This window comes from Variovorax paradoxus (assembly GCF_030811855.1).
In the GTDB taxonomy this organism is placed as follows: Bacteria; Pseudomonadota; Gammaproteobacteria; order Burkholderiales; family Burkholderiaceae_C; genus Variovorax; species Variovorax paradoxus_L.
The window spans coordinates 586,637-609,865 of sequence record NZ_JAUSRN010000001.1; the positions used below are offsets into that span (position 1 = coordinate 586,637).

Below are 23,229 nucleotides of genomic sequence, written 5' to 3' on the forward strand. Positions count from 1 at the left end.
GGGTCGGTTAAATTCCGCAGATTCAGACGGCCAGCGGATCGTCCGACGTCGAAGTCGAGCCGCAGAACTTCCAGGATCAGAACATGAAAAAATCGGATGCGAGCCCCAGCCTGCCGGCCTCGGAACTCATCTCCCAAAGAATCGTCGACCTCGCGGACTGGCGCGGCGAAACCCTCGGCAGAATGCGCAAGCTCATCAAGGAGGCAGATCCGGAAGTCATCGAGGAATGGAAGTGGATGGGCACGCCGGTGTGGTCGCACGACGGCATCCTCTGCACCGGCGAATCCTACAAGGACAAGGTGAAGCTTACCTTTGCCAAGGGTGCGTTCCTGGAGGACCCGGCCGGCCTCTTCAACGCGAGCCTGGACGGCAACATGCGCCGCGCCATCGACATCCATGAAGGCGAGAAGGTCGATGGGCCGGCCTTCAAGGCGCTCGTGCGCGAGGCAATCGCCCACAACACGGCGGGCAAGGCCTCGAAAAAATCCGCAACGAAGGCGAAGACCTGAGCAGAAGCCGCGGGTGCAGCGGCTTCACCAGAAGGCATCGTCTTCGCGTTCACGCACCGTGCGTACGCGGTGCTCGGCCATCTTGCGGATAAGCGCTTCGGGCAGAGGCTCGTCATAGCGGATCTGCAGCATGCCCTTGGTGGTCTTGTGCGTTTCCAGTTCCTTGCTGAACGGCTCGAGCCCCGCCGCCGTCGGCGTGAAATTGAGATGCGCCTTGTGCGCGGAAAATGCGAAAAGAAAGCGGGGCTCCACGAAGAATGGGGTGCCCCACTTGATCGCTTCTTCGGCGTCCGGCGCAACGCTTTTGAGCAGCGCGTAGAGCCGGCGTAGATGCGGCTGGCCCTCTCGCGGCGCTGCGCGGATGTAGTCATCGATCGTTGCCGGACGTTGAGCTGTCATCTGTTTTTTTCCGTGACGGACGCATGATCGCTCCCCAAAGTCCGGGCGCCCCGTCTGTTTTCTCGTGACATCTTGGAACCTTCTTCACGGTCGCGATGTGCGCGGCCCCGCGAGGCCATGCGTTGGAAGTACATCGGGATTGTTCCCGGAACTTTCAGGAGATGAAATGATTTTGACTCGAACTGGCCTCAAGCTGGCCCTCTCTGGCGCGTTGGCCGCCGGCGCTCTCTTCGGGGTGGCCTCGGCCACCGCGGGCACAAGCTGGTCGGTGGGCGTGTCCGTACCGGGCGTGGTGGTGAGCAGCGAGCCGGCGCCGGTCTACTACGAACCCGCGCCTGCATATTCGCCGCCGCCCCCTGTCTACTACCAGCCAGCCCCGCCAGTGCGCTACCAGCCGGCACCTGCCTATGTTGCGCCAGCGCCGGTCTACTACGAGCCGGGTCCAAGCTGGGAGGAGCGCCGCGCCGACCGGCGCGAATGGCGCCGCCGCGAATGGGAGCGCCGCGAGCATTACCGCCGCTACGGCGACGACCGGTACTGATCTTCCGGGGGCGCCCGGTCCGCTCGAGCGGCAGCCTCACCGAGGCGAATCAGGCGCCCTGGCAATCACGTCGATTTCCACCAATGCACCCAGCGGCAGGCGCGACACCTCGACGCAGGCCCGCGCGGGAAATGCGCTCGGAAAGTAGCGGGCGTAGACCGCGTTCACTGAAGCGAAGTCGTCCATGTTCGTCAGGTAGACCGTCGCTCGAACGACCCGGTCGAGGCCCGAGCCTCCGGCCCGCAGAATCGCTTCGATGTTCTTGAGCGCGCGGTCGGCCTGCTCGGCGGCATCCGCACCGGCGAGCGCGCCGGTGGCCGGATCGAGCGCAACCTGGCCCGACGTCCAGAGCCACCCGTCGAGAAGCACACCCTGCGAGTACGGACCGACGGCGGAAGGAGCCTCTGCGGTTTGGACGATGGTCTTGCCCATGGCTTTCTCCCACGCGGCCGTGCAATGAGAGTCTTCCGGCCGCCGGCCCCGCAACCGAATCGGGAATATGCGCCTGAAGCGACCAGCGAGCAAGAACGAGCGCTACCCCGGGACCGGTCACCTCGCGCGCCAGGGCCGGCGAGGTTCCCGCGCCACGTAGACCAGCGCCGCGATCAGGCCCACCCCCGCGATGGCGCACCACGCCGTCGCAGGGCTGCGCAAAGCGAGCGCCCATGACGAGCGGGCGCGTCTTGGCGCCAGGCCCGAAGCGGCCTGCCCCAGTGGCGTGAGCGGCCGCGCGGTGTTCGGATCTTCTTCGCTCTCGAGCATCGCCTTGGAAATTTCCAGCGGCGTCAGTTCATCGGCAATGGGTCCGGAGAGAGATGGCTCGTTGGCGCTCATGAGAAGACCTTTCGTCGGGCGGTTGGAGTTTTGCGAGCTTCGGCCACATTCTTGCCAAACCTGCACAGCCGGCAACGAAGATCCGCGTAGGCCGAGGGCGCACGCGCACGCGAGGGCGCCTCAAGCCAGCCCGAGCTCCGGGCCATAGAGCGCCCTGGCCCAGTCCGGCAGGTCCTCAGAGGCGGCGATCACCTGGCCCTTGGTGAAGGCGATGAGGCGCCGCGCCGGCATGTTGAGCCCGGAGTTGTCGTACACGAAGGCGTGGTCGGCCAGCAGCACGGCTTCGCGGATCAGTGGCTGGTTGCGCTCGAACCGCTCTCTGATCTTGTCTTCGGGCACGTCGTGCCCGCCCTCGTCCACCCGCTGCGCCACGCGGCTGACCGAGAGCTCCGGCCGGCGCACGTTGATGTGATAGACCACGACCCTGAATCCCGCCGCCTGGGCGTCGCGGATCAGTTCCAGCTTGGATGGATGGGAGAACGTGGATTCAGAGACGAAGCTGATGCCCTTCTCCAGGGCCTGCCTGCGCCGGCTTTCGGCAATGGCGGCTGCACGGTAGGCCGCGGCCATCGAGGAATCGCCGAGTTCCTCGCGTTGGATCAGGTCGGCATTGATGAACAGCGCCTTGATCCGGGGGCGTATGACGAGTTCATGGAAGGTCGTCTTGCCGGCGCCATTCGGGCCGGCCAACATGATCATCGTCGGACGGCTCACACGGTGCTCAACGCTTCACCGCGGGGGTGCCGAACACCAGTCGATCCTTGTCATCGAGCCCCACGCCCACGCCGCGGCGGCGGCGGTCTCGCCAGAAGTCCTCTTCCACGGCGGTGGCGGGTGCATCGGCCATGGCCTGGATGAAGTCGTCCTGCCCGGCTTCGGCGAGCGAATCGAGCGACAGCGGCTCCAGACCGCGCAAGGCCATCTCGACCCGGGAATAGCCGACTTGCGGATCGCGCTCCATGGCGCGCCCAATGCGTAGCCAGTGCTCGGCCTGGCCGGAAATCGACCGGCTGTTCACCCGCGCCGCATCGCGCAGCGCCTTCATTTCCATGTCTGAAATCTTGACTGCCTGGCTCATAGAGGAATTCCTGAGGTTCCATTTTGCAACCGCAAGGAGCAAACTGCAACCCTGCAGGTAATCAAGACTGGGGAAGTCCCGAATCCCCAATCGCCAACTGAACGACCACCAAGCCGGCTCCTAGATTACAGTACTAAAGTTCACATTTAATCCAACCAACAGGTCCATCCGTGCCCTACTACGAACTGAAGATTGGCCACCAAACCGGTCTGGTCCAGGTTGCCCAGGACCTCGTCTGCTACACCGCGACGCTGTACTGGATGCCTCAGCGCCGATCGCCGAAAGCGCCGGACGAGGTCAACTCCACGCCGCTTGAGCACCACCAGACCTTCGGGGCCTCGGAAGCGGAGGCACTCGAATCGCTGCGCACGTGGGCGGACGACAACTTCGAGTCGGTCAGCGAGTTCGTACAGATCGGAACGCAGTAGGGTGCACCTTCACGCCCCGGCGGGCGAATCCCTCACGACGCAACCTTCGAAACCTGCCTGTGCAGCGGCGGACGCCGGCGTTCGCGCTCCCTTGCAGCGCCAACCTCCTTCGAGATGGACGAGACCACGGTGGCCCATTCTTCCGCCGTGAGCAGCAGCGCCGTGTGCGAATGCAGGAGCGTGTCCTCCTTGTCCAGGTGCACGGACATGAGCTTGCGGTGCTGCTGCAACAAGGACTCGGCTTTTGCGGCTGCGCCCATGTCGCCGGCTTCGGCAAGCTTCAAGGCGGCCTTGGCCTGCGAGAGAAGGCTGCTGCAGTGCTCGCTTTCCGCGTCGAGTTCACCCAGGAGCTCGTCGGCTTCGCCCGACCTCCCGCGCAGCATGTTCAGCATGACGACGCCCTTGGGGCGATGCGTCGCTTCTTCGAAGGCTTCGAGACGTTCGATGACCCTGATGGCGGACGCCGCCCGCCGACGCACGCACGCCTCGTCCTCCTCGGTCTTCATCACGGTGTGAAGTCGGGCCAACAACTCCCGGGTGCGAGCGTGCTCGGCGCGCAGGATGGCCCACGCGCATTCGGCTGCCAACATGCTTCATCTCCTTTGGACCAGCGACTTGCCTTATCCCAAATTGCTCAAATTGCTGCGAAGTCGAACCAATAACACCATGGTTCTACGCCGTTGCGGGAGGCACTGCAAGTCCATCGAGGCGCGAAGTGCAGACGAAGAGAATCAGCCGCGTGAACGCAAATGGCGCATTGGAAGAACGTCGTAACGCGCACCGCCGTCGGTCACCATCGGGTCTTGCGAGGCCAAGGCCTTGACGTCCACGTCGTCGGCAACCTGGTAGAGCGACAAGCCCCATCCTCCCGCCGGATCATCCACGGGCCCGTGCGCGACCACGATGCCCTTGTCGAGCAGATCGTTCAGGAAAGCGCCATGACGTTTCATCAGGTCGACTTCCTCGGGCGTCATCGTCGCCAAAAAATCGGTGCGCGGAGGCAAGAACTTGCACAGGTAGTATTTCATCGAGGTTTCCTTGAAAGAAGCGCAGTTGTCCCGCCCTTCCAACGGGGGTGTAACGCAGCTTCGGCGTTGCATCAGTCGCGGCCGTGACCACCTCCATATCGAGGGCGGAGATCGGGAGCCCCAGGTCAATCCCCGTCGAGCCGATCGCGCCGCATGGCACGCCAGAGCGCGAGGTCGTAGGAGATCTTGAGCAGCCCGCAGGCGATGAGCGGCACCGAGATCCATCCGGCTGCAAACAGCGCCCCGCTGATCGTAGGGCTGATGGCCGCGGCGAGGCTGCGCGGCACGGCAGTGAAGCTCGCGGCGGCGCTGCGCTCCGCGGGGGTGACGACCGCCATCACGTAGGCGGTGCGCGTGGGCACGTCCATCGACGACAGTGCGCTGCGAACCGTCAACAGCCCGAGCGCAATCGGCAGGCTCGGCGCCACCGCAGCGAGCACCAGGCAGACGTTGGCCGGCAGGTGCGTGAAGACCATGGTGTTGAGCAAGCCGATGCGTTGCGCGACCACCGGTGCCGCAAGCTGCGACGCCGCGCCGAGCAGGCCGGTCCAGAAGAAGAACACGCCGGCCTGGGTCAGCGAGAAGCCGAACCGCTCCAGCAGCCACAACGACATCAGGGCGTTGATCGCCAGTCCACCGGCAAACGAATCGACACTGAAGAGCGCCGCCAACCGCACTACGACGCGGCGCGACGGCCCCAGAGGCGCCGGCGCGACAGGCGTGATGTCCGCGTCGCTGGCGCCGGCTTGTGCCGGCAGATTGCGGTAGAGCCAGAACACAGCCAGGCCGATCGCGCCGTAGACGACGAACATGCCGCGCAGTGCATCGAGCCGCGCGAACTCGCTGTGGCGAACGAGCCAGTCGGGCACGGCGGCGGCCAGCGCACCCAACGCCGCACACAAGGCACCCAGCAGGCTGTAGCGCGCGAACAGTGCCGTACGTGCGTGGCCCCTTGCCGCCGCGGCAAGGCGGGCATGCTCGAGCGGAAGAAACACGCTGACGTCGCCTGAACTGGGATTGAGCGTGCCGACCAGCGCAACGATCAGCAACGGCCAGAACGACGACAGGCTCGCAAAGCCGAGGCCCGTGGCCGCCATCAGCAAGGCCGCGCCGCGAAGCAATCGCCCGCCCGCGAATCGATAGCCCCAGGCGCCCACCGCGAGCGTGGCGAGCGCGGAGCCCAGCATCGTGGCCGTGCTGACGATGCCCACTTCGAGCGTTCCAAGCCCAATCGACAGCAGGTAGGCCGGCAGCAGCACCGCCATGTACCCGTCGCCAAAGGCGCGCAGCCCGCGGGCGGCAAGCAAGGGTAAGGCGCCGGGGTCGACGCCCGCAGGCAGCAGGCGTGCGAGGACGTTTGCAGGGCGGGACAAGGGAGTGGCACTCATCGCGTCGCCTTCATCCAAGAATGTGCAGGCACGCAGAAAGCAAAGTGAGGTGCGTCAGGCAAGGCGGTGTCCACGAACAGCTCCGTTGTGAGTCACCAGCGCTTGGACGGGACACCGTCTGACATTGCAGAACGGGAGGCTGTTTTCCCGTAGGCAGATCGTAGCAGAGCAAGCTATGCCGAGCCGTTTCTTCATCCGGAGGTTTCGGGCGGCATGGCGTCGAAACCAGGCAGCTTGCGCAGCAACGCGGTCATCGACTTCGCGGCATAGGCCGGTATGTCCGCGATGTCGACCCATCGGAACTGGTCCACCTCGGGCGTCATCGCGCCCGAGGCATGATGAGGAAAGAAGCTCGTGCATTTGCAGGCCGCAATGTCGCAGTCGCGCGTGTGCAAGAGAACGCGGAACAGGTGCAGGTCCTTGCGCGCCATGTACGCCATGCGGCCGATCTCTTCCATCGAATCCGCGGCCAGTTCGATGCCAGTTTCTTCACGGACTTCGCGGATGGCCGCCTCGGGCGCGGACTCGCCCGCTTCTGCGCCGCCTTTCGGAATGTCCCAGTGCTTCTGGCCCGTCGCATGCGCCAGCAGAAGCTGGCCTTGCTCGTTGAAGATGAGCACGCCATAAGAGGTGGTTTTCATAGCCTGCCAATTGTCGCCACCCGACGGCTGGCGCGCCACGTGTGCACCGTTCATGCGGCCTGCGGCTCCCCTGCAATCCCGCCACACTTGTTACTCCCAAATTTCGATCTGCCGCGCCACACTGTCTTTCCCGGCTCGACCACGAGCGATGAGCAAGCAGCGGATGGCATCGCGCTTCAGGCATGAGGCGCGGACATTCGCCCAACCAGGAGATTCCAGCAATGAGTACCTCTGCCGAGAACGAAGCCCAAGGCGGCCAGAGCGCCATGCAGACACCACCCATCGTCTCGCCGCAAGCATGGGAGGCGGCCCGCGAGCAGCTGCTCGTGAAGGAAAAAGCCCAGACCCGCGCACGCGACGCGTTGGCCGCCGAGCGCCGGCGCATGCCGTGGATGGCGGTGGAAAAAACCTATGTGTTCGAAGGACCCGCGGGCAAGACCAATTTGCTCGACCTGTTCGAAGGCCGGCGCCAGTTGATCGTCTACCGTGCCTTCTTCGAGCCGGGCGTGTTCGGCTGGCCCGACCACGCCTGCCGCGGCTGCTCCATGGTGGCTGATCAGGTGGCCCACGTGGCCCATCTGAACGCGCGCGACACCACTCTCGTTTTCGTCTCGCGTGCACCGCAGGCAGACATCGCGCGGCTCAAGGCCCGCATGGGGTGGGAGATCCCGTGGTTCACCCTCACCGACAGTTTCGACGCTGACTTCGGCGTCGACGAATGGCACGGCACCAACGTGTTCTATCGCGATGGCGCCCGCGTGTTCCGCACCTACTTCCTCAACAACCGCGGCGACGAGCAGATGGGCAACACCTGGAACTACCTGGACATCACGCCGCTCGGCCGGCAGGAGGTCTGGGAAGACTCGCCTCGGGGCTATCCGCAGACGCCGACCTACAAGTGGTGGAACTGGCACGACAACTACGAAGCGGAAGCAGTGCCCGACAAGATGTGGGTCGAGGTGTCGGACGCCGGCGAAGCGGCGTTCCGCGCGCAAGGGCAATGAGCGGCGTGTCTCCGAACTCCTGATCGGAGGCCGGGGCATCCAACCGTTCAAACCGTCAGCATCCTTGGTCAAAGCGGCGAAACGCACAGCGCTTTCGACGATCTGGTCTCTGGCAATTGCCAGCCACCCCTTCTACATTTTTCTTCATGGAGCCATCTGCTCCTTGGAGAAACAAAATGTCGAAACAGCTACAACTCAAGAACGTCCTAGTGCTGGGCGCGGGCAAGGTGGGCAGCACGGTGGCGGACATGGTGGCCGAGTACCACCGCGTGCCCGTGACGCTGGCCGATCTGCGCGACGGCAAGCCATCCAACGATCCCCTGGTACGCCAAATCACGCTGAACGTCGAAGACGACGCGGCGCTTGCGAGCGAACTGGCCTTGCACACCGTGGTCATCAATGCATTGCCTTTCTTCCTGGCCGCGCGCGTGGCCTCGCAGGCGGCCAGGCTGGGCGTGCATTACTTCGACCTCACGGAGGACGTGGCGGCAACCCACGCCATCCGCCAGCTGTCCAGTGAAGCCACCTCGGTGCTGATGCCGCAAAGCGGCCTTGCGCCCGGCGTGGTCGGCATGCTCGGCGGCCACTTGGCAGGACACTTCGACGAGCTGTACGACCTGCGCCTTCGCGTTGGCGCGCTGACGCGCAACGCCACCAACAGCCTACGTTACAACTTCACCTGGAGCATCGACGGCGTCATCAATGAGTACTGCAATGCCTGCGATGCGATCGTCAACGGCCAGCTCGTGTCGGTGCAGCCGCTCGAAGGCCACGAGACCTTCACGCTGGATGCCGAGGCGTTCGAAGCCTTCAACACCTCGGGCGGCCTGGGCACGCTGTGCGAGACGCTGCGCGGCAAGGTGCGCAACCTCGACTACAAGACCATCCGCTATCCGGGCCATCGCGATGCAATGAACTTTCTGTTGCACGACCTGCGCCTGATCGAGCGGCGTGACCTGCTGCGCCAGGTGCTGGAGCACGCCGTGCCCCACAGCCGCGAGGACGTGGTGATCGTGTTCGCTTCGGCCTCGGGCATGCGCGATGGCCGGTTCGAACAGGAAACCCGCGTGGGCCGCGTCTTTGGCGCCACGCTACGCGGCAAGGAGCGCACCGCCATCGAGCTCACCACAGCCGCCGGTGTGGTCGGCGTGCTCGAACTGGTGCTCAAGGGCAAGCTGCCGCATGCCGGCTTCGTCGGTCAGGAGCAGGCTCGGCTCGAGGAGTTTCTCTCGACACGCGTGGGCCACTACTACAAGGGCCTCGGCGTAAGCGCATCGCCGATGAGCCCCATGCACCCGGAGCTCGCGCAAGCCTGAGCGGCATAGCGAGGTCCCGCGGCCGGGAGCCCCCCTCCCCGGCGACGCCGCGGGTGTCTTTTTTTCGTCCTTTCTTTTTCAATCCCGAACTGGAGTTTTGCCATGCGTGGTGCAGACGTGCTCGTGCAGATGTTGATCAACTACGGCGTCGACGTTCTCTTCGGTGTGCCCGGCGACACCAACGTGCCTTTCTACGAGGCGCTTCAACGTCGCGAGAGCGACATCGAACACGTGATGGCGCGCGACGAGCGCTCCGCCGGCTACATGGCCGACGCCTATGCGCGGCTGACCGACAAGCCGGGCATCTTCGAATGCCCCTCGGGCGCCGGTGCCATGTACTCGCTGCCGCCGCTGGCGGAGTCGAACGCGTCGTCGGTGCCGGTCATCCTGCTCACCATCGACCTCCCCCTGCCGGGCGAAGGCCGCGGCATGATCACCGAACTCGACTGCGCCCGGCTCTTCGAGCCCGTCACGAAGATGTCGGTGCAGGTGAAGTCGCCCGAGAAGCTGCCTGAAATCGTTCGGCGCGCGTTCCGCGTCGCCTGCTCGGGCACACCCGGCGCCGTGCACCTGCAGATCCCGGAAGACATGCTGCTCGCAGACATCGATCTCGCCACGGTCTCGCTGCACGCCGAGCCCGAATGCAAGACCTTCCCCGCGTATCCGATGGCGCCCGCGCCGGGCAAGGTGGGCGAACTCTTCGCTCTGCTGCGCAAGGCCTCGAAGCCGCTGTTCGTCGCGGGCGGGGGCGTGAACCGCTCCTGTGCGGGCAGCGCCCTGACCGACGTGGCCGCAAGACTCAACGTGCCCGTGGTCAACACGATCACCGGCCAGGGCTCATTGCCCGACGACCATCGGCTGGCCATCGGCGTGATCGGCGACAACGGTTTTCATCCCCACGCCAATCGCGCCCTGGAGGAATCGGACCTCGTGATCTTCGTCGGCTCGCGCATGGGCTCCGTCGTCACCGTTGGGTGGACCTTTCCCAAGTCGACGCTCAACCAGCGCGTGGTGCAGATCGACATCAACCCGGAGCGCCTTGCGAACAACTACGAGAACCTGCTCTCGATTGCCGCCGATGCGCAGCTGGCCCTGGTGCAGATCCTGGAGCAAGCGCCTGCCGATTTCGATGCCTCCAGGCACACACCCTGGGTCGATCACCTGAACGCCTATCGCGCGAACTTCTGGGACCATGCGGAGAGCGTGCTTACTCTCGACGACGTGCCGCTGCGGCCTGAACGTGTCGTGCGCGAGTTCGGCAACCGCCTCGCCCAACACGGCAAGGCCGTGCACATTCTCTCGGACGCCGGCACGCCCACGCCGTACATGACGCGCTTCCTGCGCATCGGCGACCGCCGCACCCGGTTCGTGATTCCGCGCGCATTCGGCGGCCTGGGCTCCGCGATTCCGGCGGTGGTCGGCGCCTGGTATGCCGACAAGACCCGGCGGCCGATCGGCATGTTCGGTGACGGCTCCTTCAACATGGCCGTTGGCGAACTCGAGACGCTGGTGCGCAAGAAGGTGCCGGCGCTGCTCATGCTGTTCAACAACGGCTGCTTCGGCTGGATCAAGGGGCTGCACCGGCTCAAGGGGCACGACGAATGCTTCGGCGTCGACTTTCTGCCGCCGCGCGGCCAGGCCATTGGCGAAGCCTTTGGCCTCAAGGCCTGGACGGCCAGCACGCCCGACGAGCTGATCCTGGCGCTCGACGAAGCCTTCGACTTCGATGGTCCCTGCCTCATCGACATTCACATCGAGTCGCTCGCGGACCGGGTGCCTCCTGTCTATTCATGGCTGGCCAGGAAGAAGCTCGACCCCCTGGCGCTGGCGCCGGAAGACGTGGCCTACCTGTAGTCCGCGACAGTCCGCGAGGCCTGCGGTTCACGATAGACTTTTCGCCGAATGAACTGATTGGCCTGGATGAAGAACACTGTTGCCGTGCTGGGCGCCGGAATCGTCGGCGTGTCGTGTGCCCTCGAACTCCAGCGGCGGGGTTTCAACGTAACGGTGTTCGACAGGACCGCACCGGGCAGCGAGACCTCCTACGGCAATGCCGGGGTGATTGCCCGCAGCTCGCTGATGCCGTTCAACCACCCGGGCTTGTGGGCCACGCTTCCCAGGCTGCTGAAGAACAAGGCTGCCAGCTTTCGCTACGACCCGCTCTTTCTTGCCAAGAACCTGCCGTGGGCGCTGAGCTTCCTTGCGAACACGCGCGCTGCCGTCTTCCATGAAACCACCGCGGCGCTCGACGCGCTGATCCGGCTTTCGACGGCGGAGCACCAGCGGCTGCTCGTCGAGGCAGGCGCAGCGCATCGCCTGCGCATGAACGGATGGCTCTTTCTCTACCGCAGCGAGGAAGGCTTTCGCGGCAGCCAGCGCGCCCGCGAAACCTTCGAGAACTTCGGCATCTCGACGCAAGTACTCGATGCGCGAGCGCTCGCCGACCTCGAACCGCATCTGAAGCCGCTGTTCCCGCGCGCCCTCTGGATCCGCGATACCGCATCGGTGGACAGTCCGGGCCGGGTGGTCGAGGCCTATGCGCGGCTTTTCACCGCACGCGGCGGCCGCATCCTGCAGGCTTCGATCGGCGGGCTTCGACGATCGGCCACCGGCGACGCCTGGCACGTGACCGAGGAAGGCGGCGCGGCTCACGAAGCCTCGCGCGTCGTGCTCGCACTGGGCCCCTGGACACGGGAGTTCGCGAAGAAAGCGCTGGGCCTGTCGGTACCGATGGCCTTCGAGCGCGGCTATCACATGCACTACGGGGCGGCAGGCGGTGCCACGCTCGGGCGCCCGGTCTACGATACCGGCGGCGGCTATGTGCTCTCGCCGATGGAACAGGGCCTGCGGCTGTCGACCGGCGTACAGCTGGCCGATCGCGCAGCGCCGCCCGACCTCGTGCAACTGGACCTGGCTGAACAAGCGGCGCGCGAGGCCTTTCCCCTCGACACGCGCCTGGACGAGAAAGCCTGGCTCGGCAGCCGACCGACGCTGCCGGACAGCCGACCCATCATCGGCGAATGCCCCGGCCGCCCCGGCCTGTGGCTCGCATTCGGCCATCAGCACATCGGCTTCAATACCGGCCCCGGCACGGCCGCGCTCCTGGGATCGATGATGACCGCCGAGGCCTGCGCGTTCGATCCGTCGCCGTTCCGCGCTTCCCGATATTTAGGCTAAGCCGTCGCGACTCTCGCTTTGATTGCAACGTGGGAGCGCACCGGTCTGGAACCTTGGTCCTGCCGATGGTGCGAGCGGTGAACATCCATCTGCTTTTTTGACGAAAACGGTCGTTTCGCCTGTGTGAGTTGACGGTATGACGACAACTTCCGCTCATCCTGACGAAGTGTCACATTGCTCGTGACTATCATGACTCCTAGACTTCAGTCGCGGCCGAAGCCTTCTTTCCAATTGTTCAATGGCGAGCTTTTTGCTTGGAGATAGCATGATTAAAAAACGAGCGTTCCTTCGTACCCTCCTCGCACTGGCGAGCGCATGCACCTTGACCCTCAGCTCCGCCCAGGAGCCTGAAAGCTCGATGGCCCGCGTTCAACGGACCAAGGTCCTGAGGGTGGGCGCGATTGCCGGCGCCATTCCCTATTTCAACAAAGATCTCGTTTCGGGCAAGTGGGAAGGCTTCGGCCCCGACTTTTCCGAGAACCTGGCCAAGAAGTTGGGAGCCAAGGTCGAATACGTGGAAACGACCTGGGGCAACGCGGTGCTCGACCTGCAGTCGAACAAGATCGACGCAATGTTCGGCATGGCGCCCACGCCAGCGCGCAAGGAGGTGGTGAACTTCTCCGACACCCTGTTCGACAACACCTACACCGCCGTGTGCAAGAAGGGTTTCCCGACCAAGACGTGGGAGCAGCTGAACGCGCCTGAAAACAAGATCGTGGTTGACGTGGGCTCGAGCCATGACCAGCTGGCCACGCGCATTCTCCCGAAGGCCGAAGTGCAACGCCTCGAGAACTCAGGCTCCGCAACGCTCGCACTCCAGGCGGGTCGCGCCGACTGCCAGATTCTGGTGATCCTGCTGGCGCAGCCGCTGCTGGCCAAGCGAGCCAACGTTGGGGTCATGCAGATCCCGACGCCGGTCTACACCGCGCCCGTGAGCATCGGCTTGCGCAAAGAGGCCGATCCCGCGATGCAGACGGCGGTCAATGCCTGGCTGAGCGAGGTTCGCACCAAGGGCGAAGTCCGCAGCGTGATCCTGAAGAACATGGAAAAACTCGCCGGCGTCCCTGCCAGCGCATTTCCGCCCGAGATCAAGTTCTGAAGCACGCCTGCCATGGAATACGCTGAATCGCAGGAGTCGCCCAAGTCGCGATCTCGACTGGGCATTGCCCTGATGGTGGTTCTCGCGCTTGCCGGAGCCTGGGCCCTGGTCAAGCACTTCGCCGGCGCAAGCGCGGCTTCCGCCGGTTACGACTGGGACTTCAGCGTGCTGTGGAAGTACCGATCGCTGCTCATCAGCGGACTGCTGTACACGCTGCTCTTCACGGTGGTGTGCGTGGTGCTCGGGCTGATGGTGGGCTTGGTCACGGGGCTGGGACGGCTTTCGACCAATCCGTACATCACGGCGCCGCTGCGGGCCTACATCGAGGTGTTCCGGTGCACGCCGGTGCTGGTGCAACTGGTGTGGTTCTACTATGCGCTGCCCGTGCTCACCGGTCTCGAACTGTCGGCCACGGCCGCCGCCACCCTGTGCCTAACGCTCTATGGCGGCGCGTTCTATTCCGAGATCGTCCGCGGCGGGATCATCTCCATCGATGCCGGCCAGACCGAAGCAGGCAAGGCACTGGGCATGACGCGCCTGCAGCTGCTTCGCCGGGTCGTGCTTCCGCAGGCGTTCAAGAAGATGGTGCCGCCGCTGATGAACCAATCGATCATGCAGTTGAAGAACACCTCGCTGCTCTCGGTGCTGGCCGTGCCGGACCTGCTGTATCAGGGCCAGGTGATCGCGCACGACACCTACCGCCCGCTCGAGCTCTACACCTTCATCGCGATCGCCTACTTCGCCGTGCTCCTGCCCGTGACGATCTGGGCCAAGCGCATGGAATACGGCGCGGCCAAGGAAGCCTGAGATGAACCAAGCTGTGATCGACATCGCAGGCCTTCGAAAATCCTTCGGCGGCCAGGCGGTCCTCAAGGACATCTCGCTGAAGATCGAACGTGGACAGGTGGTCGCCATGATCGGCCCCTCCGGGTCCGGAAAATCCACCCTCCTTCGCTGCATCAACCTCTTGACCATTCCGGACGGCGGGCGGATCGCCGTCGGCGACCAGACGATCCAGTTCAGCGGCAAGGACACGGCGCTGCCGAGCGAGCGCAAGCTCGCCAAGTTTCGCGCTTCCACCGGCATGGTGTTTCAGCACTTCAACCTGTTCCCGCACATGACCGCGCTGCAGAACGTCATGGAAGGCCCCCTCACGGTATTGAAGACCCCGAAAGCGCAAGCCTCGGCGGAGGCCAGGGCGCTGCTGCAGAAGGTGGGGCTGCTCGACCGCGCCGACTACTATCCCGACAAACTTTCGGGCGGGCAGAAGCAGCGCGTGGCCATTGCACGCGCGCTGGCAATGAAGCCGAATGTCATGCTGTTCGACGAGGCCACATCGGCACTGGACCCCGAGCTCGTCGGCGAAGTCCTGAGCGTCATCAAGGGCCTGGCGAAGGAAGGCATGACCATGATCCTCGTCACTCACGAGATCGGCTTTGCGCGCGAGGTGGCCGACCAGGTGATCTTCATGCGCGACGGCGTGGTTGCCGAATGCGGCCCGCCGAGCATCGTGATCGACAACCCGCAGCAGGAATCGACGCGCGCCTTCCTGGGCCGCTTCAAGGCAGCCGCAGGCGCGCACGAGCCGGCCATTGCGTAGTGGCTGGCGAGCGTCCGACGGGAGAAGCCCGCGCATGGCAGCAGGGGCGGTGCCATTGCGGCGCGGTGCGCTTCGAATTCCTGCTCGCGTCGTGGAAGGGCGTGCGCTGCAACTGCAGCTATTGCGTACGCAAGGCGGCACTGCACCACCGCGTGCCTGCGGAGCACTTCCGCCTTCTCACGGGCGGGGAACGGCTGTCGAGCTACCAGTTCGGCACGGGACGCGCACGCCACCTCTTTTGCAGCACGTGCGGCATTCATACGCATTGCCATCCGCGATCGGCGCCCGAACAGATCAACGTCAACCTGCACTGCGTGGACGCGGTGCAGGACGCACGGGTCGAAGTTTCCCTTCATGACGGTCGCAGCTGGGCCGCATGACCCTGCGTGCGCGCACTGCCGTAGCATGCCGGTCATATCACTTCCAATTTGAGGAGGCAGTGCGATGGATGGAAGACTGGATGACCTCGACCGCCACCTGTTGAGCCTGCTGCAGGCAAACGCCAGGGAGCCCGCCGCCAACCTGGCGCGAAAGCTCAAGATCGCACGCACCACCGTCGTCGCGCGCATTGCACGGCTCGAACGCGATGGCGTGGTTGCGGGATACGGCGTGCGGCTCGGACAGAAGCTGGAGCATGCCGCGGTGCGCGCGATCTGCGGCATTAGCGTCAATGCGAAGAGTGCCCCAGCCGTGATCCGGGCGCTCGAACGCGTGCCGGAAGTGGAGGAACTTTCGGCGGTGAGCGGCCAGTTCGACTACATGCTCTTCCTGCGCTGCGAAACGCCCGAAAAGCTGGACATCCTGCTGGACCAACTCGGGCAGCTCGACGGCATCAACCAGACGCAGACCTCCATCGTGCTGAGCCGGAAAATAGACCGCCGAAGCGCGATCTCCACAGTTCCCGAGCCCGCCCCATGACCGCTGCGGCGCCAGGCTTTCTGGGCGTGTTGATGCTCGACACGCGATTTCCGCGGCCGCCAGGCGACGTCGGCAATCCGGACACCTATGCGAGGGCGGGCATCCCGGTGCGCTTCCTGACCGTGGAAGGCGCTTCGCCCCGGCGCATCGTCGAGGAAGCCGATCCGCGCTTGATCCAGCCCTTCGTCGACGCCGCGGTGCGGCTGGTCGCGGAAGGCGCTTCGATGATCACCACCAGCTGCGGCTTCCTGGCGGCTTACCAGGCCGAGCTTTCGAAGGCGGTTCCGGTGCCGGTGCTGACCTCGAGCCTGCTGCAGGTGCGGCGCTATGCAAACCCGGGCATCGTCACTTTCGATGCCGCATCGCTGACCCCGCAGATTCTGCAGGCTGCCGGCGTGCCCGCGGGAACGCCCATCGCGGGCGTGCGCCCGGGCTGCGAATTTCATCGCCGCATTCTGAACAACGACACCGTGCTCGACCTTGCCGAGGCGCAGCGCAACGTCATCGACGCAGCCATGCGATTGGTGGAAGCAACGCCCACCATCGAGAACATCGTGCTGGAATGTACGAACATGCCGCCCTACCGCGAAAGCCTGGCCGCCGCAGTCGGCCGCAAAGTGCACGACATCGAGACCCTGATCCTGGAAGCGTGGTGCGCCGGGAACGCGGCGCAGCATCCGCGGCGCTAACCGCTCAGCCGCCGCGGCCTGCCTGGCTGGCGTCCGCGCCATCGCCCACCAGCTGCCACAGCGCCTCCGCCACGGGCGCCATGTGGGCCGCCTGCCGGTACAGCCGGATGTCCACCGGCACGCGCCAGCCGCCCGCGCCGGCATCCACCAGCGCGCCGCTGCGCAGGTCGTCCGCGACCAAGCTCATGGGCAGCCACGCCAGGCCACGCCCTTCAAGCGCCATGGTGCGCAGCAGCACGGCATGGTGGGCCGTAAAGACCACCGGCAGCGAAGGCGCGAAGTCCTTGCCGAACTGGCTGTCCTGGATCGCCCGCATGATCCGGCCGAGGCCGGACGCCTCGCTGTACGCCAGCACCGAAGGCGCGTGATCCGCGCCCAGCGCGTGCATTGGCACGCCCTGCGCATCGGGCGCCGCCACGGGCACCAGCACGTCCTCGCTCAGGCGCAGCATGGGGTACTGCGCCTCGTCGAGCCGGCCCGGCGCCCCGGCATGGCCGTGGCACAGCACGAACTGCACGCGGCGCTGCAGCATCAGGTCTTCGCAGGCCTGCGCGCTGTCCGAGATGGTCTGGATCGGCCCCAGGCTCAGCCGCGCCTCCACGCGGCCCAGCCAGCGCGGAAAAAAGGTGAGCGAGAGCACGTGCGTGGCGGCAAAGCTCAGGCTGGCCGCGGCCATGTCGTGCGCCGCGCGCGCCTTGATGCGGGCCGCTTCCAGCGCAGCCAGCACCTCCTGAAGCAGCGGCTGGAGGCGCTTGCCCGCCGCGGTGAGCGCCGCGGGGTGCGCGCTGCGGTCGAACAGGTCGACACCCACCCATTCCTCCAGCGCGCGGATGTGCCGGCTGAACGCGGGCTGGGCGATCGAACGCGCCTGCGCCGCGCGCGAGAAATTGCCGCTCTCGGCCAGGGCGATGAAATCTTCCAGCCATTCGAGATCGAGGGGTCGGTTGCCGGGGCCCATGCGTGCGCGATCTGTTGAATAGTTGTATGCGATTCGAGTATTGGACGGTACCTGGCCCGGCGGCAAAGATGCACGCATTCCTGCACCTTGAACCACAAACGGAGACACAGCATGCCTTCCATCGCGAATTATCGCGGGATCATCCCCGCCATTTCCTGCCCGTTCACCACCGACCACCGCATCGACGAACCGGCGCTGCGCAAGCTCGCCTCCTGGCTCGCCGGCCATGACGGCGTGGTGGCGATCATGACCAACGGCCACACCGGCGAGGTGTTCTCGCTCACGCCGGCCGAGCGGGCCGAGGTCACCCGCATCGTGGCGGATGAACTGCGCGGCCGCATGCCGGTGATCTCGTCGATCGTCTGCGAAGGTCTGGCCGACGCCGCCGAGCATGCGCGGGCCGCCGCGGCCGCCGGCGCGGTGGCGCTCGACGTGATGCCGCCGCACCACTGGCTGCGCTTCGGCTTCACGCCCGGCCATGCGCTGCAGTACTTCGAGGCCATCCACCGCGCCGCGCCGGAACTGGATCTGGTCTGCCACGTGTACCCGGCGTGGACCCGCGCCTCCTACTCGTCGCAGCTGCTGGCCGAGCTGGCCCGTTTGCCCTACCTGCAGGCTTTCAAGGTCGGGCAGCGCGACATGAACAAGTACGCCCGCGACATCCAGGCGATTCGCGAGGCCGATGCGTCCAAGGCGATCCTGACCTGCCACGACGAGTACCTGCTGGCCTCGATGGTGCAGGGCGTGGATGGCGCGCTGGTCGGCTTTGCCACCTTCATCCCCCAACTGATCATCGACCTGTGGAACGCGGTCAAGGCCGGCGACCTGAAGCAGGCCATGGCGGTGCAGGCCCTCATCACGCCGCTGAAGGACGCAGTGTACGGCGGCGGCGAACCCACGGGCGAGGCGCATGCGCGCATGAAGGGCGGCATGTACCTGGCCGGCGTGCTCGCCAACGCCACGGTGCGCCCGCCGACCGAAGCGCCGAATGCGCAAGAGATGGACGCGCTGCGGGCCGCGGTCGCGCAGGCGGGCCTTTCGAAGCGCTGAGAAAAAAGGCGCACGGCCCACCGTGGCCGGTGCTTTGCCCGAACAACCAGAAGGAGACAAGAGACATGCAACGCAACCATTTCCTGCGCGCCACGTTCGCCGCCCTCGCGCTAGCCGCGGCGGCCCCAGGCTTTGCACAAGCGCAGCCCTGGCCGAGCCGGCCGGTGCGCATGGTGATCCCGTTCCCTCCGGGCGGCACGCTCGATACCGTCGGCCGCCTGCTCGCGCAAAAGCTCGGCGACCAGACGGGCCAGCCCTTTATCGTCGAGAACCGGCCCGGCGGCAACGGCGTGATCGGCGCCGACGTGGTGTCGAAGGCGCCGGCGGACGGCTACACGCTGCTGTTCAACGCCTCGACTTTCACGACGGCACCCATGACGATGAAGTCGGTGCCCTACGAAGTCGTCAGGGACTTCACGCCCGTGGCGCTGGTCGCCAAGGCGCCGCTGTCGGTCGCCATTAACAAGAACCTGCCGATCACCGACGTCAAGTCGCTCATCGCGTATGCCAAGGCGAACCCCGGCAAGATGACCTTCGCGGTCGGCTCGATCGGCTCGGCGGGCCATCTGTCGACGGAACTGCTCAAGCGTGCGGGCGGGCTCGACTACCTGATCGTGCCGTACAAGGGCACGGCGCCGGCCTTCCAGGACTTGATCGGCGGGCAGATCGACGGCTTCATCGATCCGATCCTCGGCTCGCTGCAGTATCACAAGAGCGGCATGCTGCGCGTGGTGGCCGTCACCTCGGCCGCGCGGGCCACCAGCCTGCCGAATGTGCCCACGGTGGGCGAGAGCATTCCAGGCTACGAGTTCTACAGCTGGTACGGCCTGTGGGGCCCGGCCAAGCTGCCGGCCGCGATCACGCAGCGGCTCAATGCCGAAGTGAACAAGGCGCTGGCCACCGACATGCGCGAGACGCTGAATGCACAGGGGCTGCTGCTCACGCCGGGCAGCGTCGACGACTTCGTGAAGTTCCAGCAGGCCGACATGGAGCGTTCGAAGAAGATCATCGTCGAGGGCAACATCCGTGTCGAATGAAACGGCCCCGCTCGCCGTCGTGACGGGCAGCAGCGGCGGCATCGGCCGCGCCATCGCATCGCACCTGCTCGAAGGCGGCTGGCGCGTGAGCGGACTCGACCTTGCGGCGCCGACGCTCTCGCACAAGCGCTTCGCGCACGTGGCGGTCGACCTGTCGGAGGCCGGCGCCATCGCGCGTGCCGCAGCCGAACTGCAAGACGCCGACGCGCTGGTGCATGCGGCCGGGGTGTTGCGCGTGGGCCCGCTCGGCCGGCTCGACCATGCGGGCGGCGAACTGATGTGGCGTCTGCACGTGGATGCGGCCACGCGCCTGGCCGATGCGATCGTGCCCGCGATGGCCGCACGCGGCAGCGGCCGGGTGGTGTTCATCGGCAGCCGTGTGGCCCAAGGCCTTCCAGGCCGCGGCCAGTACGCAGCCACCAAGGCGGCGCTGATCGCGCTCGCGCGCAGCTGGGCGGCCGAGGTGGCCGCGAGCGGCGTTACCCTCAACGTGGTGTCGCCCGGCGCAACACAAACCGCCATGCTGCAGGACCCGGCGCGCGCAGGCAGCGCACCCCGCCTGCCCCCCATCGGCCGGCTCATCGAGCCTGTCGAGATCGCCGCGCTGGTCGCCTTTTTGCTCTCTGCGCCGGCAGCGGCTATCACCGGTCAGGACATCGCCATCTGCGGCGGTTCGTCGCTGCACCTCTGACTGTTTCACTCATCTTCTTTTGCAAACGACCATGAAAATCGTCAACGTCCTCGAGTCCACGCGCCCCATCAAGTCGGACATCCGCAACGCCTACATCGACTTCTCGAAGATGACCCTGAGCCTCGTGGCGGTGGTCACCGACGTGATCCGCGACGGCCGGCCGGTGGTGGGCTACGGCTTCAACTCCAACGGCCGCTACGGCCAGGGCGGCCTGATCCGCGAGCGCTTCCTGCCGCGCATTCTCGAGGCCGAACCAGCGTTACTCCTCGACGAGACCGGCGACAACCTCGATCCGCACAAGATCTGGGCCCGCATGATGATCAACGAGAAGCCCGGCGGTCACGGCGAGCGTTCGGTGGCCGTGGGCACCATCGACATGGCCGTGTGGGACGCCGTTGCCAAGATCGCCGGCAAGCCGCTGTACCAGCTGCTGGCCGAACGCTACGGCAGCGGCACGCCCGACCCGCGCGTGTTCGTCTATGCCGCGGGCGGCTACTACTACCCCGGCAAGGGCGTCGAGGGCCTGCAGCGCGAGATGACCAGCTACCTCGAGCGCGGGTACTCGGTCGTGAAAATGAAGATCGGCGGCGCCACGCTCGCCGAAGACTGCGAACGCATCGAGTCGGTGCTCAAGATCCTCGGCCCCGGGCAGCAATTGGCCGTGGACGCCAACGGCCGCTTCGACCTGCCCACCGCCATCGACTACGGCCGTGCACTCTCGCAATACCCGCTCTTCTGGTACGAGGAAGCCGGTGACCCGCTCGACTACGAACTGCAGGCGAAGCTCGGCGAGGTGTACGCCGGACCCATGGCAACCGGCGAGAACCTGTTCTCGATGCAGGACGCGCGCAACCTCATCCGCCACGGCGGCATGCGGCCCGACAGCGACTGGCTGCAGTTCGACTGCGCGCTGAGCTACGGCCTCGTCGAATACCTGCGCACGCTCGACATGCTCAAGGCCAACGGCTGGTCGCCCTCGCGCTGCATCCCGCACGGTGGCCACCAGATGTCACTGGCCATTGCCGCAGGCCTGGGCCTCGGCGGCAACGAGAGCTACCCCGACCTGTTCCAGCCCTATGGCGGCTTCCCCGACGGCGTGAAGGTACAGAACGGCTACGTCACGCTGCCGCCGCTGCCGGGCATCGGCTTCGAAGGCAAGGCCGATCTCATTGCCGAGATGCGCGCGTTGGCGCAGTAGGCTGCAATGCCCGGTCGATGGGAACTGGCTATCAGAATCAGAATCGGCGGTCGTAGGAGAAGGTCACGCCCGCCTTGCCAAGAACCGCGGCCTGGATGGCGTCCTTGGGCGTCAAGCGCCAACCAATGGCTGGAATGATGGCCGGCGAGAAGCCTCCGACGTTGAGTGGCACCTTGTCCTTGAAGCGCCCGCGGTAGCCGTAGATGATGCCGCCGGACAACTTGAAATACAGCGAGTCGGAGCCCAGCAGATCGTTCCACTCGTGTCCGTAATATGCATAGGCCGAGAGCTGGCCGAAAGAATTCCTGAAGAGCGCACCGCCCACCGTCGAGCCATCGGAGGCAATCCGCTCCAGGCCGAGCAGGACAACCGCGCGGTGCTCCGCATCCTTGTGCCAATGATGCGTGAACGGGGCCACCACCAGCTCCCATGAGGCCTGGGCTGTGGGCTCGGACGGAGTTGCGGCGAAGGCGCCAAGACTCGCACAAGCGCTCGCGGCCAGTACGGCGGCTGCACGCCTGACATTGCATTTCTTCATGAGGGGTTCCCTGATTTTTTATAGTGCTCCAGGCCAACTGTGGAGTGCCTTCAATCGGGCCCGGGTGCTTCTTGAGATACGACGCTGATTCAATGCCAGTGTCGTCCTGGATTTCGAGATCCGGGGGGAGCCTACCCCTAAAGGCGCATCAGGAAACAGGTTGCTGGATAACTGAAAGGCGCGGGCAAGCAATTCTTCACGACGGAAGGATTTCGCGTAGTTGGAACCTCTTGCAGCAAGCCGGCGCCGCTGCCGCGGATACGGAACTCGCAACTTCCCTTTTCCTGAGTGAGCTCAGCGACGTGCCCCAATGCGGCCGAAAGCCACCATCATCCAAGGAGTTTCGGGGACACTACTTCAGATGCTATTTGGACAAACACAACGCTTCGCCATTGAGGCAATGAGTGAGCCTGGCCTGAGCTCTCCGTCGAGAGTTTGGGGTCGCATGCGCGTTTGGTGCGACGGAAGAGCGATAGGAGACTATTCGAACAAGCAATGTGGGATGCCCTACATCCAGTTCAAAGCACTCCGAGCCAATTTGCCAAAGTTGTGGATGAGGGAGTTTGATGCGCTTGACGATGTAAGCATCTTTCATCGCTTGGATATCGCCTTGTTTGGTTGCAGAGACGGTATCGAGGTCTTGGATGAGAGAACACCCGTGCAATACGGCGACGATGCCTTGCTCTACGGCCGGTTCACCTTTCTCGCGAACTGGGGAGAGATGTTTGATGGCGAGGGCAAGCTGTTTATTCTTTGCGCAGACGGCATTCACGTGAAAGTGCTCCATCAGCCCGTGGGCTCGAAGGGTTGTCGTGTGCTGACAGCGCCAGTCACAGACGTCGAGGGCGCCTGCGATGGCTTCCTTTCCTGGTTTGAGCGCCAGGCCTCTGCACTGGGAGCACCGGCCGATCCATCTTGACAAAAATCGCGGTTTCTGGCCCGGCAGGGCAGACTTCGGTGGTCGACCAAGGAGTTCAGTTCATTTGCGCAAGGATTGGATGGGCGCCTGAGGACCTTCAGCGCTGCCGCCATATTTCGCTACCGAGGGAGGCTAGTTCGAGTTGCCGACCGCGTAGCGGCAACGGGATCAAACGCTTGAGAGCAATCG

29 protein-coding genes are annotated in these 23,229 nt (G+C 65.2%); 18 read left to right on the plus strand and 11 right to left on the minus strand.

What is annotated here, in order from left to right:
- Positions 1 to 83 precede the first annotated feature (83 nt).
- Positions 84 to 509 (plus strand): DUF1801 domain-containing protein, encoded by a 426-nt coding sequence (locus J2X92_RS03015; RefSeq protein ID WP_307573251.1) that lies wholly within the window; start codon positions 84 to 86, stop codon positions 507 to 509.
- Between the two features lie 24 nt (positions 510 to 533).
- Here J2X92_RS03015 and J2X92_RS03020 read toward each other — a convergent pair whose 3' ends face one another.
- Positions 534 to 908 carry an iron chaperone gene (locus tag J2X92_RS03020; RefSeq protein WP_307573253.1) on the minus strand — a complete coding sequence of 125 codons (375 nt, stop codon included), beginning with the start codon at positions 906 to 908 and terminating at the stop codon, positions 534 to 536.
- A gap of 166 nt (positions 909 to 1,074) precedes the next feature.
- Between J2X92_RS03020 and J2X92_RS03025 the strand changes: the two genes are divergently transcribed.
- Positions 1,075 to 1,449, plus strand: coding sequence for a hypothetical protein (locus J2X92_RS03025; protein WP_307573255.1), 375 nt, complete (start codon positions 1,075 to 1,077; stop codon positions 1,447 to 1,449).
- A 36-nt stretch (positions 1,450 to 1,485) separates the two neighbouring features.
- Here the strand turns inward: J2X92_RS03025 and J2X92_RS03030 are convergent, their stop codons facing one another.
- The 4 genes from J2X92_RS03030 to J2X92_RS03045 all read right to left on the minus strand — a co-directional run bounded on the left by J2X92_RS03030 (position 1,486) and on the right by J2X92_RS03045 (position 3,361).
- Positions 1,486 to 1,881, minus strand: coding sequence for a RidA family protein (locus J2X92_RS03030; RefSeq protein ID WP_307573256.1), 396 nt, complete (start codon positions 1,879 to 1,881; stop codon positions 1,486 to 1,488).
- Positions 1,882 to 1,998: 117 nt separating this feature from the next.
- Complete coding sequence (locus J2X92_RS03035; RefSeq protein WP_307573257.1) at positions 1,999 to 2,283, minus strand: hypothetical protein; 285 nt, start codon at positions 2,281 to 2,283, stop codon at positions 1,999 to 2,001.
- Positions 2,284 to 2,403: 120 nt separating this feature from the next.
- Complete coding sequence (locus J2X92_RS03040; RefSeq protein ID WP_307573258.1) at positions 2,404 to 2,997, minus strand: zeta toxin family protein; 594 nt, start codon at positions 2,995 to 2,997, stop codon at positions 2,404 to 2,406.
- 7 nt (positions 2,998 to 3,004) lie between these two features.
- Positions 3,005 to 3,361, minus strand: coding sequence for a TA system antitoxin ParD family protein (locus J2X92_RS03045; RefSeq protein ID WP_307573259.1), 357 nt, complete (start codon positions 3,359 to 3,361; stop codon positions 3,005 to 3,007).
- A 170-nt stretch (positions 3,362 to 3,531) separates the two neighbouring features.
- On the opposite strand from J2X92_RS03045, the gene J2X92_RS03050 reads away from it, so the two are divergent.
- On the plus strand, positions 3,532 to 3,789 hold the full coding sequence (locus J2X92_RS03050) for a hypothetical protein (RefSeq protein WP_307573260.1): 258 nt from the start codon (positions 3,532 to 3,534) through the stop codon (positions 3,787 to 3,789).
- Between the two features lie 32 nt (positions 3,790 to 3,821).
- On the opposite strand, the gene J2X92_RS03055 is transcribed toward J2X92_RS03050, so the two are convergent.
- The 4 genes from J2X92_RS03055 to J2X92_RS03070 all read right to left on the minus strand — a co-directional run bounded on the left by J2X92_RS03055 (position 3,822) and on the right by J2X92_RS03070 (position 6,846).
- Entirely contained in the window at positions 3,822 to 4,379 is a 558-nt protein-coding gene (locus J2X92_RS03055; RefSeq protein WP_307573262.1) for a hemerythrin domain-containing protein, read from the minus strand.
- 141 nt (positions 4,380 to 4,520) lie between these two features.
- Positions 4,521 to 4,817, minus strand: coding sequence for a YciI family protein (locus tag J2X92_RS03060; protein WP_307573263.1), 297 nt, complete (start codon positions 4,815 to 4,817; stop codon positions 4,521 to 4,523).
- Between the two features lie 125 nt (positions 4,818 to 4,942).
- Positions 4,943 to 6,205, minus strand: a complete 1,263-nt coding sequence (locus tag J2X92_RS03065) for an MFS transporter (protein WP_307573265.1) — start codon at positions 6,203 to 6,205, stop codon at positions 4,943 to 4,945.
- A 191-nt stretch (positions 6,206 to 6,396) separates the two neighbouring features.
- Positions 6,397 to 6,846: an NUDIX hydrolase gene (locus J2X92_RS03070; protein WP_307573266.1), complete on the minus strand. Its 450-nt coding sequence runs from the start codon at positions 6,844 to 6,846 to the stop codon at positions 6,397 to 6,399.
- Positions 6,847 to 7,067: 221 nt separating this feature from the next.
- On the opposite strand from J2X92_RS03070, the gene J2X92_RS03075 reads away from it, so the two are divergent.
- The 10 genes from J2X92_RS03075 (at position 7,068) to J2X92_RS03120 (ending at position 16,649) form a co-directional block, all read left to right on the plus strand.
- Positions 7,068 to 7,850: a DUF899 domain-containing protein gene (locus J2X92_RS03075; RefSeq protein WP_307573268.1), complete on the plus strand. Its 783-nt coding sequence runs from the start codon at positions 7,068 to 7,070 to the stop codon at positions 7,848 to 7,850.
- 176 nt (positions 7,851 to 8,026) lie between these two features.
- Positions 8,027 to 9,166: a saccharopine dehydrogenase family protein gene (locus J2X92_RS03080; RefSeq protein WP_307573269.1), complete on the plus strand. Its 1,140-nt coding sequence runs from the start codon at positions 8,027 to 8,029 to the stop codon at positions 9,164 to 9,166.
- Positions 9,167 to 9,268: 102 nt separating this feature from the next.
- Complete coding sequence (locus J2X92_RS03085) at positions 9,269 to 11,020, plus strand: thiamine pyrophosphate-binding protein (RefSeq protein WP_307573271.1); 1,752 nt, start codon at positions 9,269 to 9,271, stop codon at positions 11,018 to 11,020.
- A gap of 66 nt (positions 11,021 to 11,086) precedes the next feature.
- Positions 11,087 to 12,343, plus strand: a complete 1,257-nt coding sequence (locus tag J2X92_RS03090) for an NAD(P)/FAD-dependent oxidoreductase (protein ID WP_307573273.1) — start codon at positions 11,087 to 11,089, stop codon at positions 12,341 to 12,343.
- Between the two features lie 358 nt (positions 12,344 to 12,701).
- Complete coding sequence (locus J2X92_RS03095) at positions 12,702 to 13,442, plus strand: transporter substrate-binding domain-containing protein (RefSeq protein WP_307573276.1); 741 nt, start codon at positions 12,702 to 12,704, stop codon at positions 13,440 to 13,442.
- Between the two features lie 12 nt (positions 13,443 to 13,454).
- Positions 13,455 to 14,249, plus strand: coding sequence for an amino acid ABC transporter permease (locus J2X92_RS03100; protein ID WP_307573278.1), 795 nt, complete (start codon positions 13,455 to 13,457; stop codon positions 14,247 to 14,249).
- Position 14,250: 1 nt separating this feature from the next.
- Positions 14,251 to 15,042 (plus strand): amino acid ABC transporter ATP-binding protein, encoded by a 792-nt coding sequence (locus J2X92_RS03105; RefSeq protein ID WP_307573280.1) that lies wholly within the window; start codon positions 14,251 to 14,253, stop codon positions 15,040 to 15,042.
- A complete protein-coding gene (locus J2X92_RS03110; protein ID WP_442480530.1) occupies positions 15,042 to 15,422 on the plus strand; it encodes a GFA family protein in 381 nt (126 codons plus the stop codon). The genes J2X92_RS03105 and J2X92_RS03110 overlap by 1 nt, the downstream gene beginning before the upstream one ends.
- 64 nt (positions 15,423 to 15,486) lie before the next feature.
- Positions 15,487 to 15,960 (plus strand): Lrp/AsnC family transcriptional regulator, encoded by a 474-nt coding sequence (locus tag J2X92_RS03115; RefSeq protein WP_093013092.1) that lies wholly within the window; start codon positions 15,487 to 15,489, stop codon positions 15,958 to 15,960.
- On the plus strand, positions 15,957 to 16,649 hold the full coding sequence (locus J2X92_RS03120; protein ID WP_307573284.1) for an aspartate/glutamate racemase family protein: 693 nt from the start codon (positions 15,957 to 15,959) through the stop codon (positions 16,647 to 16,649). Before J2X92_RS03115 ends, J2X92_RS03120 begins: the two co-directional genes overlap by 4 nt.
- A gap of 4 nt (positions 16,650 to 16,653) precedes the next feature.
- Here J2X92_RS03120 and J2X92_RS03125 read toward each other — a convergent pair whose 3' ends face one another.
- On the minus strand, positions 16,654 to 17,607 hold the full coding sequence (locus tag J2X92_RS03125) for a LysR family transcriptional regulator (RefSeq protein ID WP_307573285.1): 954 nt from the start codon (positions 17,605 to 17,607) through the stop codon (positions 16,654 to 16,656).
- Between the two features lie 111 nt (positions 17,608 to 17,718).
- Between J2X92_RS03125 and J2X92_RS03130 the strand changes: the two genes are divergently transcribed.
- The 4 genes from J2X92_RS03130 to J2X92_RS03145 all read left to right on the plus strand — a co-directional run bounded on the left by J2X92_RS03130 (position 17,719) and on the right by J2X92_RS03145 (position 21,583).
- The gene (locus J2X92_RS03130; protein ID WP_307573286.1) at positions 17,719 to 18,657 is read left to right on the plus strand and encodes a dihydrodipicolinate synthase family protein; all 939 of its coding nucleotides are present in this window, start codon (positions 17,719 to 17,721) and stop codon (positions 18,655 to 18,657) included.
- 65 nt (positions 18,658 to 18,722) lie between these two features.
- Positions 18,723 to 19,694: a Bug family tripartite tricarboxylate transporter substrate binding protein gene (locus tag J2X92_RS03135; RefSeq protein ID WP_307573288.1), complete on the plus strand. Its 972-nt coding sequence runs from the start codon at positions 18,723 to 18,725 to the stop codon at positions 19,692 to 19,694.
- Positions 19,684 to 20,385 carry an SDR family NAD(P)-dependent oxidoreductase gene (locus J2X92_RS03140; RefSeq protein ID WP_307573290.1) on the plus strand — a complete coding sequence of 234 codons (702 nt, stop codon included), beginning with the start codon at positions 19,684 to 19,686 and terminating at the stop codon, positions 20,383 to 20,385. The genes J2X92_RS03135 and J2X92_RS03140 overlap by 11 nt, the downstream gene beginning before the upstream one ends.
- Positions 20,386 to 20,416: 31 nt before the next feature.
- Entirely contained in the window at positions 20,417 to 21,583 is a 1,167-nt protein-coding gene (locus tag J2X92_RS03145; RefSeq protein ID WP_307573291.1) for a mandelate racemase/muconate lactonizing enzyme family protein, read from the plus strand.
- 37 nt (positions 21,584 to 21,620) lie between these two features.
- Here J2X92_RS03145 and J2X92_RS03150 read toward each other — a convergent pair whose 3' ends face one another.
- Complete coding sequence (locus tag J2X92_RS03150; RefSeq protein WP_307573293.1) at positions 21,621 to 22,121, minus strand: ABC transporter ATP-binding protein; 501 nt, start codon at positions 22,119 to 22,121, stop codon at positions 21,621 to 21,623.
- 502 nt (positions 22,122 to 22,623) lie between these two features.
- Here J2X92_RS03150 and J2X92_RS03155 point away from each other — a divergent pair.
- Positions 22,624 to 23,040, plus strand: a complete 417-nt coding sequence (locus tag J2X92_RS03155; protein ID WP_307573294.1) for a hypothetical protein — start codon at positions 22,624 to 22,626, stop codon at positions 23,038 to 23,040.
- The last annotated feature ends 189 nt before the right edge of the window (positions 23,041 to 23,229 follow it).